This window comes from Leifsonia sp. Y862, assembly GCF_057669585.1.
In genome coordinates, this window is sequence record NZ_JBYHFR010000001.1 from 1,951,145 (window position 1) to 1,966,211 (window position 15,067).

21 protein-coding genes are annotated in these 15,067 nt (G+C 65.5%); 12 read left to right on the top strand and 9 right to left on the bottom strand.

Features of this window, described 5'->3' with window-relative positions; genetic code table 11:
* The first annotated feature begins 44 nt into the window (after positions 1-44).
* The 6 genes from AC25Z0_RS09235 to AC25Z0_RS09260 all read left to right on the top strand — a co-directional run bounded on the left by AC25Z0_RS09235 (position 45) and on the right by AC25Z0_RS09260 (position 5,595).
* Positions 45-923, top strand: a complete 879-nt coding sequence (locus AC25Z0_RS09235; protein ID WP_488132967.1) for a CPBP family intramembrane glutamic endopeptidase — start codon at positions 45-47, stop codon at positions 921-923.
* Positions 920-2,146: a sensor histidine kinase gene (locus AC25Z0_RS09240; protein ID WP_488132968.1), complete on the top strand. Its 1,227-nt coding sequence runs from the start codon at positions 920-922 to the stop codon at positions 2,144-2,146. The genes AC25Z0_RS09235 and AC25Z0_RS09240 overlap by 4 nt, the downstream gene beginning before the upstream one ends.
* Positions 2,143-2,802 carry a response regulator gene (locus AC25Z0_RS09245; RefSeq protein ID WP_488120534.1) on the top strand — a complete coding sequence of 220 codons (660 nt, stop codon included), beginning with the start codon at positions 2,143-2,145 and terminating at the stop codon, positions 2,800-2,802. The genes AC25Z0_RS09240 and AC25Z0_RS09245 overlap by 4 nt, the downstream gene beginning before the upstream one ends.
* A gap of 71 nt (positions 2,803-2,873) precedes the next feature.
* A complete protein-coding gene (locus tag AC25Z0_RS09250) occupies positions 2,874-3,947 on the top strand; it encodes a DNA polymerase IV (RefSeq protein WP_488120533.1) in 1,074 nt (357 codons plus the stop codon).
* A 67-nt stretch (positions 3,948-4,014) separates the two neighbouring features.
* Positions 4,015-4,506, top strand: a complete 492-nt coding sequence (locus tag AC25Z0_RS09255) for an N-acetyltransferase family protein (protein WP_488132969.1) — start codon at positions 4,015-4,017, stop codon at positions 4,504-4,506.
* Positions 4,507-4,638: 132 nt separating this feature from the next.
* The gene (locus AC25Z0_RS09260) at positions 4,639-5,595 is read left to right on the top strand and encodes a nucleoside hydrolase (protein ID WP_488120531.1); all 957 of its coding nucleotides are present in this window, start codon (positions 4,639-4,641) and stop codon (positions 5,593-5,595) included.
* Between the two features lie 231 nt (positions 5,596-5,826).
* Here the strand turns inward: AC25Z0_RS09260 and AC25Z0_RS09265 are convergent, their stop codons facing one another.
* Both AC25Z0_RS09265 and AC25Z0_RS09270 read right to left on the bottom strand, forming a co-directional pair.
* Entirely contained in the window at positions 5,827-5,958 is a 132-nt protein-coding gene (locus tag AC25Z0_RS09265; protein ID WP_488132970.1) for a hypothetical protein, read from the bottom strand.
* A gap of 144 nt (positions 5,959-6,102) precedes the next feature.
* Positions 6,103-6,690 (bottom strand): NUDIX hydrolase family protein, encoded by a 588-nt coding sequence (locus tag AC25Z0_RS09270; protein ID WP_488120530.1) that lies wholly within the window; start codon positions 6,688-6,690, stop codon positions 6,103-6,105.
* A 197-nt stretch (positions 6,691-6,887) separates the two neighbouring features.
* Here AC25Z0_RS09270 and AC25Z0_RS09275 point away from each other — a divergent pair, with 197 nt between their 5' ends.
* The gene (locus AC25Z0_RS09275; protein ID WP_488132971.1) at positions 6,888-7,541 is read left to right on the top strand and encodes an alpha/beta hydrolase; all 654 of its coding nucleotides are present in this window, start codon (positions 6,888-6,890) and stop codon (positions 7,539-7,541) included.
* Between the two features lie 97 nt (positions 7,542-7,638).
* Here AC25Z0_RS09275 and AC25Z0_RS09280 read toward each other — a convergent pair whose 3' ends face one another.
* The gene (locus AC25Z0_RS09280) at positions 7,639-8,076 is read right to left on the bottom strand and encodes a DUF5997 family protein (RefSeq protein WP_488120528.1); all 438 of its coding nucleotides are present in this window, start codon (positions 8,074-8,076) and stop codon (positions 7,639-7,641) included.
* A gap of 64 nt (positions 8,077-8,140) precedes the next feature.
* Between AC25Z0_RS09280 and AC25Z0_RS09285 the strand changes: the two genes are divergently transcribed.
* The gene (locus AC25Z0_RS09285; RefSeq protein ID WP_488132972.1) at positions 8,141-8,935 is read left to right on the top strand and encodes a LysR substrate-binding domain-containing protein; all 795 of its coding nucleotides are present in this window, start codon (positions 8,141-8,143) and stop codon (positions 8,933-8,935) included.
* Between the two features lie 2 nt (positions 8,936-8,937).
* On the opposite strand, the gene AC25Z0_RS09290 is transcribed toward AC25Z0_RS09285, so the two are convergent.
* The 4 genes from AC25Z0_RS09290 to AC25Z0_RS09305 form a co-directional block, all read right to left on the bottom strand.
* Positions 8,938-9,564 carry a GyrI-like domain-containing protein gene (locus AC25Z0_RS09290; protein ID WP_488132973.1) on the bottom strand — a complete coding sequence of 209 codons (627 nt, stop codon included), beginning with the start codon at positions 9,562-9,564 and terminating at the stop codon, positions 8,938-8,940.
* 61 nt (positions 9,565-9,625) lie between these two features.
* Entirely contained in the window at positions 9,626-10,024 is a 399-nt protein-coding gene (locus AC25Z0_RS09295; RefSeq protein ID WP_488132974.1) for a VOC family protein, read from the bottom strand.
* Between the two features lie 38 nt (positions 10,025-10,062).
* A complete protein-coding gene (locus tag AC25Z0_RS09300) occupies positions 10,063-10,902 on the bottom strand; it encodes an ABC transporter permease (protein ID WP_488132975.1) in 840 nt (279 codons plus the stop codon).
* A complete protein-coding gene (locus AC25Z0_RS09305; protein WP_488132976.1) occupies positions 10,899-11,894 on the bottom strand; it encodes an ATP-binding cassette domain-containing protein in 996 nt (331 codons plus the stop codon). The genes AC25Z0_RS09300 and AC25Z0_RS09305 overlap by 4 nt, the downstream gene beginning before the upstream one ends.
* A gap of 183 nt (positions 11,895-12,077) precedes the next feature.
* On the opposite strand from AC25Z0_RS09305, the gene AC25Z0_RS09310 reads away from it, so the two are divergent.
* Positions 12,078-12,719 (top strand): TetR/AcrR family transcriptional regulator, encoded by a 642-nt coding sequence (locus AC25Z0_RS09310; protein ID WP_488132977.1) that lies wholly within the window; start codon positions 12,078-12,080, stop codon positions 12,717-12,719.
* A gap of 71 nt (positions 12,720-12,790) precedes the next feature.
* Here AC25Z0_RS09310 and AC25Z0_RS09315 read toward each other — a convergent pair whose 3' ends face one another.
* Together AC25Z0_RS09315 and AC25Z0_RS09320 are read right to left on the bottom strand one after the other, a co-directional pair.
* Positions 12,791-13,186, bottom strand: coding sequence for a DUF3054 domain-containing protein (locus AC25Z0_RS09315; RefSeq protein ID WP_488132978.1), 396 nt, complete (start codon positions 13,184-13,186; stop codon positions 12,791-12,793).
* A gap of 26 nt (positions 13,187-13,212) precedes the next feature.
* Positions 13,213-13,512 (bottom strand): hypothetical protein, encoded by a 300-nt coding sequence (locus AC25Z0_RS09320; protein ID WP_488132979.1) that lies wholly within the window; start codon positions 13,510-13,512, stop codon positions 13,213-13,215.
* A gap of 116 nt (positions 13,513-13,628) precedes the next feature.
* Here AC25Z0_RS09320 and AC25Z0_RS09325 point away from each other — a divergent pair, with 116 nt between their 5' ends.
* Genes AC25Z0_RS09325 through AC25Z0_RS09335 form a run of 3 tightly spaced genes read left to right on the top strand, consistent with a single transcriptional unit; the run spans position 13,629 to position 15,058 of the window.
* Positions 13,629-13,970 carry a DUF7882 family protein gene (locus AC25Z0_RS09325; RefSeq protein ID WP_488120519.1) on the top strand — a complete coding sequence of 114 codons (342 nt, stop codon included), beginning with the start codon at positions 13,629-13,631 and terminating at the stop codon, positions 13,968-13,970.
* A gap of 47 nt (positions 13,971-14,017) precedes the next feature.
* Positions 14,018-14,236, top strand: coding sequence for an SCO4848 family membrane protein (locus AC25Z0_RS09330; RefSeq protein WP_488132980.1), 219 nt, complete (start codon positions 14,018-14,020; stop codon positions 14,234-14,236).
* A 3-nt stretch (positions 14,237-14,239) separates the two neighbouring features.
* Entirely contained in the window at positions 14,240-15,058 is an 819-nt protein-coding gene (locus AC25Z0_RS09335; protein ID WP_488132981.1) for a shikimate 5-dehydrogenase, read from the top strand.
* The last annotated feature ends 9 nt before the right edge of the window (positions 15,059-15,067 follow it).

Here is a 15,067-nt window from a genome sequence, read left to right on the forward strand (position 1 = left end):
CGCGGATCCGTAGCGTGAATTGATGTCGCGACAGGTTGGTCGCGATGTCAATCACGGAGGACCTGATGAAATACATTGTGCAATTGATTGCCGTCATGGCGGTCGCCTTCCTGGGGAACCTCGCCCTCCAGGCCGTGAACGGGATGCCATGGCTCACGCTGACGGTCGGTGTGGCTGTCGCGGCGATCGCGGTGTTCGTATACCGCCAGGTAGTGCAGCGCACTGAGCGGCGCGCTCCCACCGAGCTGGCGGCCCCTGGCGCCGTCCGCGCCGCCGTCCGCGGCACGACCGTTGGCATCGTGCTGTTCGCCGCTGTCATTGGCGCCATCGCGGCCTTCGGCGGCTACGAGATCGTCGGGATCGGTTCGGTGGCTGGAGCGGTGGGACTGATCGGAGTCATGTGCACCGTAGCGGTGACGGAGGAACTGATGTTTCGGGGCGTCCTGTATCGATGGGTCGAGAACCATGGCGGAACCTGGCTCGCCCTCGTTCTGACCGGGTCACTGTTCGGTCTTATCCACCTGCTCAATCCCAACGCCTCCCTCTGGGGTGCCATCGCGATCGCCGTTGAAGCCGGCGGAATGCTCACCGCCGCCTACATCGCCACACGCAGCCTCTGGTTGCCGATCGGATTGCACTTTGGTTGGAATATTGCAGCCTCCGCCCTCTTCAGCACCGAGGTCTCTGGGAACAACACCCCGCAGGGGATCCTGGACGCAGTGATGTCGGGCCCCATGCTCCTCACGGGCGGGGACTTCGGACCTGAGGGGAGTGTAATCGCCGTCCTCCTCTGCGGACTGGCCACGGTGGTCTTCCTGCTTATAGCCGCACGGCGCGGCAACATCGTGTCATTCGGCGCGGCCCGTGCTGCCGCCAGGGATGCTGCGCGGGATGCTTCAGCCCGGGATAGAGTAGCGCAGTGACTGACGGCCGGAGGATCGCAGAGGCGTGGCGCCGGCAGGGCGTCGTCCTGCGCGATCTGCCCCTTTCGGCCGGGCTGTTCCTGATGTCAGTGCTGCCGGTAAGCCACGCGTACGGAACCGTGCTCGGCGGCCTCCCCGACCGGCCGTTCGATGCCCTCGCCGCGGCGGCGGTCGCCCTGCAGTCTCTTCCACTCGCCTTCCGGCGCCGGTGGCCTCTGTTGTGCCTGAGCCTCGTGTCGGCGGGCTTCGCGATTGACCAGCTGGCCGGCTACCACACCTTCGCAGGCACGGGGCTTTTCGTCGCCCTGCTGAGCGCCGGCTCGTATATTGAGCGGCATCGCAAGATTGTCGTGCTCGTCTTCTCCGCTGCCTACATCGCCCTTGCTGTCGGTCTGTACCGTATGGGCTCGACCGAGCCGTTCAGCGAATTTGCGACGTTCTACGTTGCTCTGGCCTTCGCCGTCGGGATCGGAGTTTGGCAGCGGGCCGGACGACTGGCCGAGCAGGACCGGCTGGACCGCATCGCCGGCGACACACGGTCGATGGAGCGCACCCGGATCGCGCGCGACCTGCATGACGTCGTCACCCATCACGTGACAGCGATGGTGGTACAGGCGGAAGCCGCGCGATACCTCACCGACGCTCCCGACCGGGTCGACGACGCCTTGGACACCATCGCGGGCACCGGGCGGCGGGCTATCGCGGATCTGCGGCAGGTGCTCGACGTGCTCAATCCCGATCATGAGGAGGCCAGCCGCACCCCAGGAACCACGGATGTGCGCGATCTCGTGGAGCACTCACGCCGCGCCGGCCTGCGGGTTGAATTTTCTGAAGAGGGCAGTCCTCGGAGTCCGGCCGGCGGTGCGGAGCTCGTTGTCTACCGGGTGGTGCAGGAAGCACTCACGAACGCGCGAAAACACGCACCTGGCGGCCGCACCGCCGTCGACATCCACCACCAGGCAGAGGAGACCACAGTCGAGATTCTCTCGCACGCCACAGTGCCCGCCACAGTGCACGCCACAGTGCACGCCACAATGCCGGCCACAGCGCAGACCACAGTGCATCCAGCGCCCACATCCACTCGACTACCGGACGGCAGCGGCCGTGGGCTCGCCGGGCTTCGTGAGCGGGTGACGGCTCTTGGGGGCGATTTCAGCGCCGGACCGCGGGAGGGCGGCGGCTTCGCTGTCCTCGCCCGCGTACCGACGGGAAGCCGGGTATGAGCTCACCGATCAGGGTGCTGGTGTGCGATGACCAGCCGCTTATTCGCACCGGCTTTGCAACGATTATCGGCGCGCAGCCGGATCTGGAGGTGGTTGCCGAGTGCGGTGACGGCCGTGCCGCCGTCGAGCTCGCCCGGCGCCTGCTTCCTGACGTCGTAGTGATGGACATACGGATGCCGCTGCTGGACGGCATTGCGGCGACCCGTGAGCTAGCTGGCGCCGCTGTCACCAACCCCGTCAAAGTGCTCGTGGTCACGACCTTCAACCTGGACGAATATGTCTACGAGGCCCTGCGCGCGGGTGCCAGCGGGTTCCTGCTCAAAGACGCACCCCCTGCACAGTTGCTGAACGGCATCCGCACGGTCGCGTCTGGGGCCGCGCTGCTGGCGCCTGAGGTGACGCGGCAGCTCGTCGGGCGTTATGCCGAGCGCATCCGCCCCGCCGGCATCGCGCCCGATGACACTCCCCTGACTCCACGCGAACTCGACGTGCTCCGCCTCATTGCCGCCGGGTTGTCGAACACCGAGATCGCGGCGGCGCTCGTGATCAGCCAGGAGACCGTCAAGACCTTTGTCTCGCGGATCCTCAGCAAGCTCGCCCTCCGCGATCGTGTCCAGGCCGTGGTGTACGCCTACCGGCACGGCCTGGTCTCCTGAGGCGGGACACCGCATCTCCCAGCTCGGTGAAAACCGGTGCCGGTGATGGATGTTGAGGGCACACTGGTGTCGTGAGCGGAGACCAGTGGGTGCTGCACGTCGACCTCGACCAGTTCATTGCTGCGGTCGAGGTGCTCCGGCACCCCGAACTTGCGGGCAAGCCGATCATCGTCGGCGGCCGGGGCGACCCCACCGAACGGGCCGTGGTGTCCACGGCGTCCTACGAAGCACGGGTGTTCGGCGTAGGTTCCGGCATGCCTCTGCGGATTGCAGCCAGGAAGGTGCCAGACGCCGTGATCCTGCCTGTGGACTCCGAGGCCTACCTCGCCGCGTCGGACACGGTGATGACGACCCTGCGGGGCCAGCCCGGTGCCGTCGTGCAGGTGCTGGGGTGGGATGAGGCCTTTGTGGGCATCCAGACGGAGGATCCAGAAGCCTACGCCAGGGATATCCAGGCTGCTGTCCTGGAGCAGACGCAGCTGCACTGCAGCGTGGGCATCGGAGACACGCTGGTCAGGGCCAAGAACGCCACCGATCTCGGCAAGCCGGCTGGCGTCTTCCGCCTCACCGCCGAGAACTGGCTCGAGGTAATGGGCGGCCGGCCCACCAAGGAGCTGTGGGGCATCGGGGCGAAGGTGTCTGGTCGATTGGCCACGCTCGGTATCACGACGGTTGCCGAGCTCGCCGCGTCGGATCCGCAGGATCTGGTTCCGGAGTTCGGCCCCAAGATGGGTCCCTGGTACGCGCAGCTCGGCAGAGGAGACGGCGCCAGCGTCGTGGACGACACTCCATGGGTGGCCCGCGGGCACAGCCGCGAGACCACCTTCCAAGTCGACCTCACAGAGCCGGCCCAGGTGGACGAGGCTGTGCGGGAGCTGGTCGCAAACGTCCTAAAAGACGTGGCGGCTGAAGGACGGCCGGTGATCGGGCTGACCCTGAAAGTTCGGTATGCGCCGTTTACGACCACGACACACGCACGGAAGATTCCCGCGACCTTCAACGAAGACGAAATCCTCGCCCGCGCCCTGGACCTCGCTGGCGAGATCGAGGCCGGCCGTCCGATCCGGCTCCTGGGGCTGCGTGCCGAAATGGCCATGCCCGACGATGCGCGGAAGGGCCACACGCCAACGCGCGGGGGTTGGTGAGGGCCCAGAGCCGGCCGCGAAAACGAGGGTGGTCGAGAGGCGAATTATTCTCGGCTAGTGTCGGATCATGGACACCACAGTTGTTGTTCGGCCCGTTCGCGACGCCGATGCTGAAGCCCTCGGTCGCGTGCATGCGGCCTGTTGGCACGAAACGTACGACCACCTGATCAGTGAGGCCGTGCTCTCCTCCGTGTCACCGCGCCGGTTGGCCGACCTCTGGACGCACTGGATGAACCAGGGCGACGGCTATCGCCAGGTCGCGGCCCTCGTCGACGGGGAGATCATCGGATTCTCCGGCGCCGGCCCTGCCAGAGACGCTGACGCGCCTCGCGAGCGCGAACTGCACCTCATCTACCTGCTCGACAAGTACCACGGCACGGGGATCGGCCAGCAGCTCTTCGACGCCGTGTGCGGAGAGGAGCAGGTCTACCTGTGGGTCGCAGCAGACAACCCACGGGCCCACGGCTTCTACACGCGCAACGGCTTCATCCCTGATGGCAGTGAGCAGCTGCAGCCGTTCCTGGGCGAGGAGATCCGTGAGGTGCGGCTCGTCCGCTAGCCGGCGCGATGGGTAGCCCCGTGGCGGTCGCCAGCCTGATGGGTGGCCCGCGGCGGTCGCCAGCCTGATCGCCAGCCCCGTGGCCGGTAGCCGCCGCGAGGGCGGCAGCCTGCGGCAAACTAGGCTTAGCGGATGACCTCACTGCCCGTCATCCTCGACGTCGACACCGGCGTAGACGACGCCCTCGCCATCCTGTTCGCCGTAGCCCACCCCGACATCAACGTGCTCGGAATCAGCTGCGTCGCCGGCAACGCCTCCCTGGAGCGCGTTGTCGACAACACCCTGCGCATCCTGGACGTAGCCGGCGCCGGGAACATTCCCGTCGCCGCCGGCGCCCGCCGCCCCCTGATCGAGCCGGCCCGCGACGCATCTCACGTTCATGGCGAAGGCGGCCTCGGCACGCTGCACCTGCCGGCCACAGAGCGGATGCCGGTGCCCGGCAGCTCGATCGAGCTGATGCACCGGCTGATCGCCGAGAGCCCGCAGCCGGTCACCCTCGTCGCGCTCGCCCCGCAGACCAACCTCGCGCTCCTGCTGCGCCAGTACCCCGATGACGCCGACAACATCGAGCGCATTGTCTTCATGGGCGGATCAGCCAGCGTCGGAAACGCGACGGCCGTCGCCGAGTTCAACGTGTGGCATGACCCTGAGGCCGCGGCCATCGTGCTCGACTCCGGCGTGCCGACGTACATGTATGGGCTCGACGTCTTCAACCGGGTGGGTGTTGACGAAGCCGTCGCCACCGCTCTGATGTCGCACGAGACGGCGCGCGGCCGCGCTGTCGGCGCGCTGATCGCCAACCGCGTCGCCGGTCGCGGAGACACCGGCTCGATCTACACCGGCCTGATCGGTGACGCCGGCGCGGTCTGCGCCCTCGTCAACCCCGACGCGATCCACACCCAGATTCGGCCCGTGCGCGTGCAGCTGTCTGGATACGGCCGCGGCCAGACTCTCGTCGACCTCCGCCAGTTCCCCGGCGAAGACATCATGCACGGTCTCGCTGAAGAGTGGGCGAGCGTCGAGGTTGCCCTCGACATCGACGTCGACAGCATCATCGCCACGTTCCTCGGGGCGCTTGACCTCGCGTAGCTCGCGCTAACCAGAACGGCCCCTGATCCTGCACGCACAGTGCCGAATCAGGGGCCGTTCTTCGTGTGGTTGAGGAGCGGGCCACCCGTTGGTCGAGGAGCGAGCGCCAGCGAACGTCTCGAGACCCGGCAACCCGAACCCTGCAGCGGGTCTGGAGACGGCCGTGAACGGCCTCCCTGACTAGCCGGGAGGGCTGGCTAGCTGGGAGGGCTGACTAGCGGGGAGGGCTGGCTAGCGCAGCAGTCCGACAGAGGCCAGGGCGGCGCGCAGCAACGTCCCACGTCCGCCGATGTCGCGAAAACCGGAAACGTTGCCGCAGAGAGCGCGATCCGTCCTGTATTCGGTGACAGTTGCTCGATTCATCCTGTATTCGCTACAGAAGGGCACCCAGGCGCGATGGCCTCGAGAAGGCCGTGAACGGCCTCCTCGACCAACGGAGGGCGCCCAGCGCGCGGAATGGCCTCGAGACGGCCGTGAACTGCCTCCGCGACTAGCGGGGAGGGCTGGTTAGCGCAGCAGGCCGACAGAGGCCAGAGCGGCGCGCAGCAGCGAACCGCGACCGCCTACCATCTCCAGCGACACGGCCTCTGAGGCGGCTTCCGCCGGGGTCATCCAGGTGACTTCAAGCGCGTCCTGCCGCGGGTCGCACGTTCCCGTGACGGGAACGACGTAGGCCAGCGAGACAGCGTGCTGGCGATCATCCGTGAATGGCGTCAAGCCGGGCAGCGGAAAGTACTCTGCGACGGAGAACGGCACAGGGCTGGTGGGCAGCTGCGGGAAGGCCATCGGCCCGAGGTCCTTCTCGAGGTGACGGAAGAGCGCGTCGCGCAGCGTCTCGCCGTACATCACGCGGCCGGAGACGAGGGTGCGGGTCATTTCCCCTTCGGGAGTGGCGCGCAGGAGCACGCCAACCTCGACGACCTGGCCGAGCCCATCCACGCGCACCGGTACGGCCTCGACGTAGAGCAGCGGCAGCCGACGGCGCACCTCTGCCAGTTCGAAATCGCTGAGCCAGCCCGGGTTTGTGCTGGGCGGCGGGGCGTCATCGGGGCCAGGCGTCCAGTCCGGATCGGGGTCGGGGGTGCGCACGCTCATGCACTCATTCTCACCCACCTCGGCGACGGATGCACGCCGTCGCGTCGGAATGCGCGCGTCACACCCTGCGTTGTCCTTGTCCAGCAGGGGGGAAAGCGGCCGCTGCGTAAAACTGCTGGCTGCGGGAAAGTCTCTGGCCGCATGAAAGTATTGACGACATCGAGCGCCTGCCTCGACTGCGAAAGGCGAGAACCCCCATGAACAACAGCGAACGCATCGAAGCGATCGACTCTGAGGCCGTGCTCTGGTCCGCCGGTGGCGCTGACCGCGTCGGGCGGCCCCTCCTGCTGATTCTGCACGGCTTCGGTTCGCACGAAGGCGACCTGTTCTCGCTCGCGCCGCACCTGCCGCTCGAACCGGTGCTCGCGGCGCTTCGTGCGCCCCTTCCCGCCGGCCAGGGGTGGGCGTGGTTCCCGATCAGTGAGCCGGGGAATCCCGACACAACCGCCATCGACGCCGCAGCCCGTGGCGTGCTCGACTGGCTTGACGCGCAGGAGGTGCAGCCGACATCCGTTGGACTGCTCGGGTTCTCGCAGGGTGGCGCCATGGCTCTGCAGCTGTTGCGACTGGCGCCGGAGCGGTTCTCGTTCGCCGTGCAGCTGTCAGGTTTCGTCGGCAGCGGCGGCGAACAGCCCGGTGACGCGCGCCTGGCGGAGCTCGGCACGCCGGTGTTCTGGGGGCGTGGCACGGCCGACCCCGTGATTCCGCGCAGCGCCGTCAACCGCACCCAGGCGTGGCTGCCCACGCACTCCACACTGACCGAACGCATTTATGAGGGGATGCCGCACTCCATCTCCCAGCCTGAGCTGGTCGACATCGTGGCCTTCCTGCGCGAGCAGTACCCGGCGTAGCGCGCCGGCATCCGTCAAGAATCGCCGTTTCGCCCGAGAGTCGCCGTTGCAACGGCGACTCTCGGTACTAACGGCGACTCTCGGTACTACTGGGGTACTACTCGCCGCGGTGCGCTGCGCGCTGGGCGGCTCCGCGTGCGGCGCGTTCCTTCTTGGCGGCTTTCTCGGCCTTGGCGTCCTTGTCGCGAATCTGCTCTGCACGCACCTCAGCCTGCGTCGCACGCTCGGTCACCAGCCATGCCGGCGGCTGCTGCAGCAGTTCCTTGATCTCGGCGGTGGTGAGCGGTTCGTCAACGCCAGCGCGGGCAAGCCCTGAGATTGAAACGCCGAGCTTGGCGGCGACAACCTGGCGGGGGTGCGGGCCGTTGGCGCGCAGATCGACGAGCCACTCCGGCGGGTTCTCGTTCAGTTCAGCAACGGCGTCGCGGGTGATGAGGTTGTTCTGGAATTCCTCTGGGGCTGCCTGAAGCAGAATCCCGAGCTTCTGTGCCGCCGTGGCGGGCTTCATGGTCTGGGTCTTCTTTTCCGAGGTCATCCCTCCAGCGTATAGCCTGAGAGTACCGCCGCATTGGCGAGATGACGCCTGAGAAAGGATGCCGATGAGCTTTTCAATCGGTTTCGTCGCGGGTGTAACCCCCACGAAGTGGACACGGATCTGGGCCGATCGATTCCCAGACACACCCCTTGAGGTCTTTCGCACCGAACCCGGTGAACAGACAGGGGTCCTTCTGGACGAACGTGCTGACGTCAGCTTCGTTCGCCTGCCCATCGAGCGCGATGGCCTGAGCGTCATCATGCTCTACGACGAGATCCCCGTGGTCGTCGCCGCCAAAGACCATGCCATTGCCGCGGCGGAGACCGTCGCCATCGGAGATCTCGCCGGTGAGCACCTGCTGCAAAACCCTGATGAGCTGCCGGAATGGCGTGACATCGCCACCGAGATCGCCGACGGAACCCGTCGCGAGCTACCGAAGATGCGTGACCTCGATGAGGCCATGGAGCAGGTGGCTGCCGGGGTCGGCATCCTCATCCTTCCGCACTCGCTCGCCCGCCTGCACAGCCGAAAAGATGTCATTTCGCGTCCGGTCGACGGCGTCGCCGACACCCAGATCGCGCTGGCATGGCCCACGGCCAAGACAACGGATGACGTCGAGGAGTTCATCGGGATCGTGCGGGGTCGCTCTGCGGCCAGCTCACGCAGCGAGACCGTCGTGGTACGCGGAGAACCCGTAAAAAAAGTGAAAGCGACCGCAAAAGCGAAGGCCGCCGCCAAGGAAGCACGCGAGGCCGCAGCCAAGAAGAAGCCTGCCCAGCCCAAGAAGAAGGCAGGCCTCGCGCCCGGTCGCGTTCGCACGGCGTCGAGTTCGCGCAACAAGCGCCGCGGGAGCCGCTGAGGCTACGCGCGCACAGCGACCGGCTGCCGCACCACCGTTTTCAGCTTGGCCGGCTCCGTCTTGCGGAGGTCGCCGAGGTAGACCTCGTGGTGGTGACCGGTCGGCTCCAGATTGTGTCCGGGCATGAACTCGTCGTGCAGGCGCGCGAGCGTCGGTGCCTCCTCGTCGTAGGAGCCGATGTGCAGCACCTGGGCTGAAAGACCTTCGTCGAGATTCACGATCCGGAGTCGATCGAGGGCGGCCGACCCTTTTTTCTTGGAACGGACGGTCGCCTGCGCGTCGGCGATCATGGCATCCGTTACCCAGCCGGGTTGGGTGATCAGCATGGTCCAGCTCCAGAGCTCCTTGGCGCGGACGGTGAAGACCGACATGTCAGCGGCATACCAGAGGCCCTCGAGCGGGCCAACGACGAAATCGCGGTCGGGTGACTCACGCTTGCAGGCGAATTTGACGGTGTACGCGACGCCGTAGAGCGCCTCGACAGCCTCGACATAGGCGGGCGCCGTGTTTGGGTTGCCCTCACCGTCGACGGCGATGAACCGCTGCGGCGGCACCGTGAGCAGCTCCCAGTCTCGGTTGGATGGGGCGTACAGCTGCTTGAGGTCGCGCTTCACGTCGTAGGGAGGCATGCGCTCACCTTAGGGAAGCGATACTGGTCTCCTCAAGGCTTCAGGGTGTTCGGGCGCGGACCTATGAGCTGGAGGACGACTCCTGCAACACCGCCAGGATGTTCCCAGACGGATCGGTGAACCAGGCGATTGACGGGCCATTGCCCCTGGCGATGCCCGTGTCGTCTTGCTCGAACCCCTCGTAGCGCAGGAGTTCGACACCCCGAGCGGTGAGCTCGTCTGCAGACAGGTCAATGTCGTTGGACTCCAGGTTGAGGATCGTGTACGTCGCCGGGATGTGGTCTGGCTTGGGGTAGACGAGAACCTCTGTGCCGCCCGGCAGCTGCACAGAGATGAGTCCCATCATCCGATCGCTGACCTTCAGCCCAAGGACATCGCCGTAGAACGCCTTCGCCGCGTCGATGTCTCTAACGGCGAATGCACTGTAACCGTGCACAAACCCGAGATCGCTGGTGGCCATGATGTGCTCCTTCTGTTCACGTGTTTTAAGCGGATGCCTCATCGTGAGCTGATCGCTGCAAACTTCCTGATGCACAGCGGCACGAACACGACAAGCATGATGACGATGCCAACCACGACCGTGATGATCGGGTTCTGGAGGGGCCAGACATCCGGAACAGGAGCCGTGCCCAGGTTGCCGAACAACTGCCTGGCCGCCTGCACGAGCGCGGACACCGGGTTCCATTCCGCGATAGTCTGCAGCACGGCCGGCATGGTGTCGAGCGGCACAAAGGCGTTCGACACGAAAGTGATCGGGAACAGGATGATGAATGAAGCGTTGTTGATCACCTCTGGGCTGGCCACGCTCATGCCGAGCAATGCCATCACCCAGCTGAACGCGTAGCCGAACATCAGGAGCAGGGCGGTCCCGGCCAGGAACTCCGGGAACGACGAGTTGACACGCCAGCCGACGAGCAGGCCGGTCAGCATCATGATGGCCATCGAAATGGTGTTGAGCACCAGGTCGCTATTCGTGCGTCCGATCAGCACCGCAGACGAGCTCATCGGCAGACTGCGGAAGCGGTCGATGATGCCCGATTGCAAGTCTTGTGCCATGGCCGCCCCCGAGAAGGTCGAGCCGAACACGACGGTCTGCGCGAAAATGCCGGCCAGGAGAAACTGGGTGTAGTCGGAGCCCTGAACCTGGATCGCGCCCCCGTACACCTGGCTGAAGAGCAGCACGAACATGATCGGCTGGATCACGGCGAACACGAGCATGTCGGGTGAGCGCTTGAGCTTGTAGAGGTTGCGCTTGGTGACGGTCCAGCCATCCGAATACCAGAGCGCGAAGGGGTTGAAGGATGGCGCACGGTCGATGGGAGCGGTGAGAGTGCTCATCGGGTCTTCTCCAGTTCCTTTTCCTCGTCCTGCTCTGTTGCCTTGTCTGCCTTGTGCCCGGTGAGCTTGAGGAAGACATCATCGAGCGTTGGCCGGCGCATGCCTGCGTCATGCAGTGGAATTCCCGCGTCCCCCAGGTCGGCCAACGCCGACTGCAGGGCACGCGGCCCGTTGGTCACCGCAACCTCGATGCCACGCCCGTCACTGGAGAGCGTTGGTTCACCGTCCCCATACCTGGCGAGTACGCCAAGCGCTGCCCCACTGTCAGCGGCGTCGACGAGGGCAACGACGAGGCGGTGCCCACCGATCTGCGCCTTGAGGTGGTCAGAGGTCCCCTCGGCGATGATGCGGCCGTCGTCGATCACGGCGATATCGTCGGCCAGCTGGTCGGCCTCTTCGAGGTACTGCGTGGTGAGCAGCACCGTCGTGCCGTTGTTGACCAGGTCGGTGATGACGTCCCACAGCGCGAGCCGACTGCGCGGGTCGAGCCCTGTCGTCGGCTCGTCGAGAAAGAGCACTTTGGGATTGATGACGAGCGCGCCGGCGAGGTCGATGCGGCGCCTCATACCTCCCGAAAACCCCTTGACCGGCCGGTTCCCAGCGGCGGTCAGTTCGAACATGTCGATGAGTTCCTGCGCCCGACGTCTCGCGGTCGCCGCCCTCAGGTGATAAAGCCGGCCCACCATCTCCAGGTTTTCAAAGCCGGTGAGATTCTCGTCGACGGCCGCGTACTGCCCGGAGACCCCGATGATGCGCCGCACCTCTTTCGGATGCTCGACCACGTCGAGGCCGTCGATCGACGCTCGCCCTGCGTCGGGCTTGATCAGTGTGGTCAGCATCTTGACCACGGTGGTCTTGCCCGCTCCGTTCGGGCCCAGCATCGCCTTCACCGTGCCCTGTGGCACGCTGAGGTCAAGGCCGGCCAACGCATGCACAGGGCCACTCTTTGACTTGTAGGTCTTGGTCAGTCCTGTCGCTTCAACAATGCTCATGCGAATGTCCTTCGCTATGTCTGCTGCCTGATATCTATTGTCTGAAATTGATGCCGCTGTGGCCGCGCCGCAGCGACAACTGTGCGGGAGTCGGGGAGCCACTGCGCGAGAGTCCGTTGAGAGTTACACTCATGTGGACGTTGTACACATTATGAGGTTTTATCGTACGAGGCGGGCAGGCATTTGACAACGGTTCGGCAGATTTCAGGTCGCGAGACGTATCGGCATGGTGACCTTCGCCAGGCCTTGATCGCCGCCGGTCTCGAACTGGCACGCGAAGGCGGGCCATCGGCCGTCGTCCTGCGCGAAACCACGCGCCGCGCCGGCGTCTCCCCCAACGCCGCCTACCGACACTTCGCCGACCACAGGGCACTGCTCGACGCTGTCTGTTCGGCCTGCCAGGCCCACGTGGCCATCGCCATCGAAGATGAGCAGGCGCGGCAACCGGATGCTGCCGATCCCCTCTCACAGGCTCGCTTGCGCTTGCGAGGGGTCGGCGTCGGCTACCTCAACTTCGCCCGCGCGGAGCCTGGGCTCTTCCAGACAGCGTTCTCCGCCTCGTCCGACCTGGAGAGCGCAACGAGCGCGGACAGGGCCGGCCACTCGGGGCGCACACCCTTCCAACTGCTCACCGACGCCATCGACGGCCTCGCTGCCGAAGGCGGCCTGCCCGCCGAACGACGGCAGGGCGCAGAGTTCCTGGCCTGGTCGTCAGTGCACGGCCTGGCCACGCTGCTGATCGATGGTCCGCTGCGTGTGCTGCCTGAACCGGTGGTCGACCACCTGGTCACCCGCCTGATCGACATGGTGGAACAGGGTCTCTAGCCCGGTCACTACCCGGGCTGGATGTGCGCGGACTGCAGGGCGTGCGGACCTGAAGGGTGAGCTGACGGCGCCTACACCGCGGTGCGGGCTGTGGCGGCCTTGGTCGCGATGGCGGCGATTCCACGCCAGCCAATCAGGAAGATTCCGAGAACGATCGCGGTGACGATCACAAAGCTGGGCTGAACACCCTGACCGCTGACCGCTCGCAGCACGATCCCCACCACGACAGTGGCCAGCCAGATACCGATGCCGGTCCACACCACACGGCGTGGCGCGCGCCACGCCCGCATGACCAGCCAGCCGATCGCCGCACCGACGATGAACGGCCACGCTGTCGTGAACGCTCCGGCGATACTGAACGTCTCGTCGTGGCTGCCCCGCCCGATCACGACGAACACCAGGATCAGCACAATGTCACACACTGCAGGAAGGACCGATTTTCTGCCGGAGACATGCGTTTCGCTCATGACTCAAGCGTACGTGCTCGCTTGAGTCAGATACGTGCAGGGAGGCCCCGCATTTCGCGGGATGGACGGAATCCCGCTACGAACGCCAGGTACCGAAGACCATCCACATCGCAGATCTCGGCGAATACCGTGAAGACTGCCGGATTGCGTTCATGCACCCAACGCAGGACTTCATCGGCGTCCTTCGCGCCCGTGATCCGCCACTCCTCTGGTGCGTCGTTCGTGCCCGCCGGCTCCCGTGGTTCCCTGTCATACAGGTTCACCTGGTACGCCGGTTCGAAGCCCGTCACCGACAGGTCCTCCCGCGCGAACTGGACCGCTTTCATCCCCCCAAAGTAGTTCGGCAGCCACCGCATGCAAATCCCTTTCTCCGCCCCCGTTTGCGGGGTACTATGCTGGCGCCAATGGACTCCTTGCGGCAGTTTTGGGGAACGGTGGAACCATGGGTACTTTGTTTTATGGAGCAGCTCGCACCGCAATCGATCTTGATGATCGGGTGCTGGCTCATATCCAGATCGTCGTGATCTCGAAACTCAGGCGACGAGAGTCATTCGCGCTGACCTGGAGCGACGGCGCCAATGTCGGTTATGGCCGGAGCACGGTATGGATCAGCCCGAGCACAGATCTGCACTTTCGATTCTCTGGCAGCCGACCACCCGCGATTGACCGGGAGTGGTTGGAAACCATGGTCACGTCTGCGAACTCCGCAACCGGGCTGCACATTGAGGAAGCCACGCTCGCCGAAGCGCCGCATCCGTCGTCGCGCGGGCCGCAATTCGAATAAGCCGTGCATCCAGCCGCGGTCAGTGCTGACCGTAGGCTTGATGCACAATGACTATCGCCATCGCCCTCATCCTGTTCTTGAATGCCGTGTTCAATGTGGTGGCGTGGCCCCGCTTCTATACTCGCGTCGCCAATGACCCCCGCGCCCGCGACGACGCAGGCCGCCCCACGACGTTCCTGACCGTGCACCGCGTGCTCGTGGCCATCGCGCTGGTACTTGCGGCGGCATCCGCCGTCGCCGGTGTCAGCATCCTGGTGTGGAGTTGAGTTATGAAGCCTCAACTCAGTAAAGACACAGCACTCTGCATTTCGCTGGCGGCCCGTCCCAGCAATCTCGGCACGCGCTTCCACAACTACCTGTACGACGAGCTGGGCCTCGACTTCATCTACAAGGCGTTCACGACCACAGACATCGCCGCGGCGATCGGCGGAGTTCGCGCATTGGGCATTCGCGGCTGCTCGGTGTCGATGCCGTTCAAGGAAGACGTGATCGCCCTCGTTGACGACATCGACGCCTCGGCGACAGCCATCCAGTCGGTGAACACCATCGTGAATGACAATGGCGTCTTGCGGGCCTCGAACACCGACTACATCGCGGCCGCATCGCTCATCCGCGACCACGACATCGATCCGTCAACCCCGTTCCTGCTTCGCGGCAGCGGCGGCATGGCCAAGGCCGTGGGGGCAGCACTTCGCGACTCTGGATTCGAACACGGCACACTCATCGCCCGGAACGAGGGGCGAGGAAGGGCGCTGGCACAGGAACTCGGCTACCGCTGGATTGCCAACCCCGACCATGAGTCTGCGCCTCTCATCATCAATGTGACACCGATCGGAATGGCCGGCGGTGCAGAGGCCGATGAGCTGTCGTATCCGCTTGAGACAATCCAGGCCGCAACAACCGTCTTCGACGTCGTCGCACTCCCCGTTGAGACTCCCCTGATCATGGCGGCTCGCGCGGCGGGCAAGCCGGTGATCACGGGCGCCGAAGTCATCGCCCTGCAGGCTGCGGAGCAGTTCGAGCGCTATACCGGCGTGCGCCCGAGTGCGGAGCAGATCCACGCAGCGTCGGAGTTCTCCCGGCGCTAGGCACCGCTG

What these genes read in the sequence shown, in the direction of transcription:
- AC25Z0_RS09295 (WP_488132974.1), bottom strand. Translation starts at nt 10,024, where the DNA reads ATGGCCACCAGCGATCTCGGGTTTGTGCACGGTTACAGTGCATTCGCC.
- AC25Z0_RS09275 (WP_488132971.1), top strand. Translation starts at nt 6,888, where the DNA reads ATGAACAACAGCGAACGCATCGAAGCGATCGACTCTGAGGCCGTGCTC.
- AC25Z0_RS09325 (WP_488120519.1), top strand. Translation starts at nt 13,629, where the DNA reads ATGGGTACTTTGTTTTATGGAGCAGCTCGCACCGCAATCGATCTTGAT.
- AC25Z0_RS09300 (WP_488132975.1), bottom strand. Translation starts at nt 10,902, where the DNA reads ATGAGCACTCTCACCGCTCCCATCGACCGTGCGCCATCCTTCAACCCC.
- AC25Z0_RS09335 (WP_488132981.1), top strand. Translation starts at nt 14,240, where the DNA reads ATGAAGCCTCAACTCAGTAAAGACACAGCACTCTGCATTTCGCTGGCG.
- AC25Z0_RS09260 (WP_488120531.1), top strand. Translation starts at nt 4,639, where the DNA reads ATGACCTCACTGCCCGTCATCCTCGACGTCGACACCGGCGTAGACGAC.
- AC25Z0_RS09330 (WP_488132980.1), top strand. Translation starts at nt 14,018, where the DNA reads ATGACTATCGCCATCGCCCTCATCCTGTTCTTGAATGCCGTGTTCAAT.
- AC25Z0_RS09280 (WP_488120528.1), bottom strand. Translation starts at nt 8,076, where the DNA reads ATGACCTCGGAAAAGAAGACCCAGACCATGAAGCCCGCCACGGCGGCA.
- AC25Z0_RS09285 (WP_488132972.1), top strand. Translation starts at nt 8,141, where the DNA reads ATGAGCTTTTCAATCGGTTTCGTCGCGGGTGTAACCCCCACGAAGTGG.
- AC25Z0_RS09245 (WP_488120534.1), top strand. Translation starts at nt 2,143, where the DNA reads ATGAGCTCACCGATCAGGGTGCTGGTGTGCGATGACCAGCCGCTTATT.
- AC25Z0_RS09315 (WP_488132978.1), bottom strand. Translation starts at nt 13,186, where the DNA reads ATGAGCGAAACGCATGTCTCCGGCAGAAAATCGGTCCTTCCTGCAGTG.
- AC25Z0_RS09320 (WP_488132979.1), bottom strand. Translation starts at nt 13,512, where the DNA reads ATGAAAGCGGTCCAGTTCGCGCGGGAGGACCTGTCGGTGACGGGCTTC.
- AC25Z0_RS09290 (WP_488132973.1), bottom strand. Translation starts at nt 9,564, where the DNA reads ATGCCTCCCTACGACGTGAAGCGCGACCTCAAGCAGCTGTACGCCCCA.
- AC25Z0_RS09305 (WP_488132976.1), bottom strand. Translation starts at nt 11,894, where the DNA reads ATGAGCATTGTTGAAGCGACAGGACTGACCAAGACCTACAAGTCAAAG.
- AC25Z0_RS09255 (WP_488132969.1), top strand. Translation starts at nt 4,015, where the DNA reads ATGGACACCACAGTTGTTGTTCGGCCCGTTCGCGACGCCGATGCTGAA.
- AC25Z0_RS09265 (WP_488132970.1), bottom strand. Translation starts at nt 5,958, where the DNA reads ATGAATCGAGCAACTGTCACCGAATACAGGACGGATCGCGCTCTCTGC.
- AC25Z0_RS09235 (WP_488132967.1), top strand. Translation starts at nt 45, where the DNA reads ATGTCAATCACGGAGGACCTGATGAAATACATTGTGCAATTGATTGCC.
- AC25Z0_RS09270 (WP_488120530.1), bottom strand. Translation starts at nt 6,690, where the DNA reads ATGAGCGTGCGCACCCCCGACCCCGATCCGGACTGGACGCCTGGCCCC.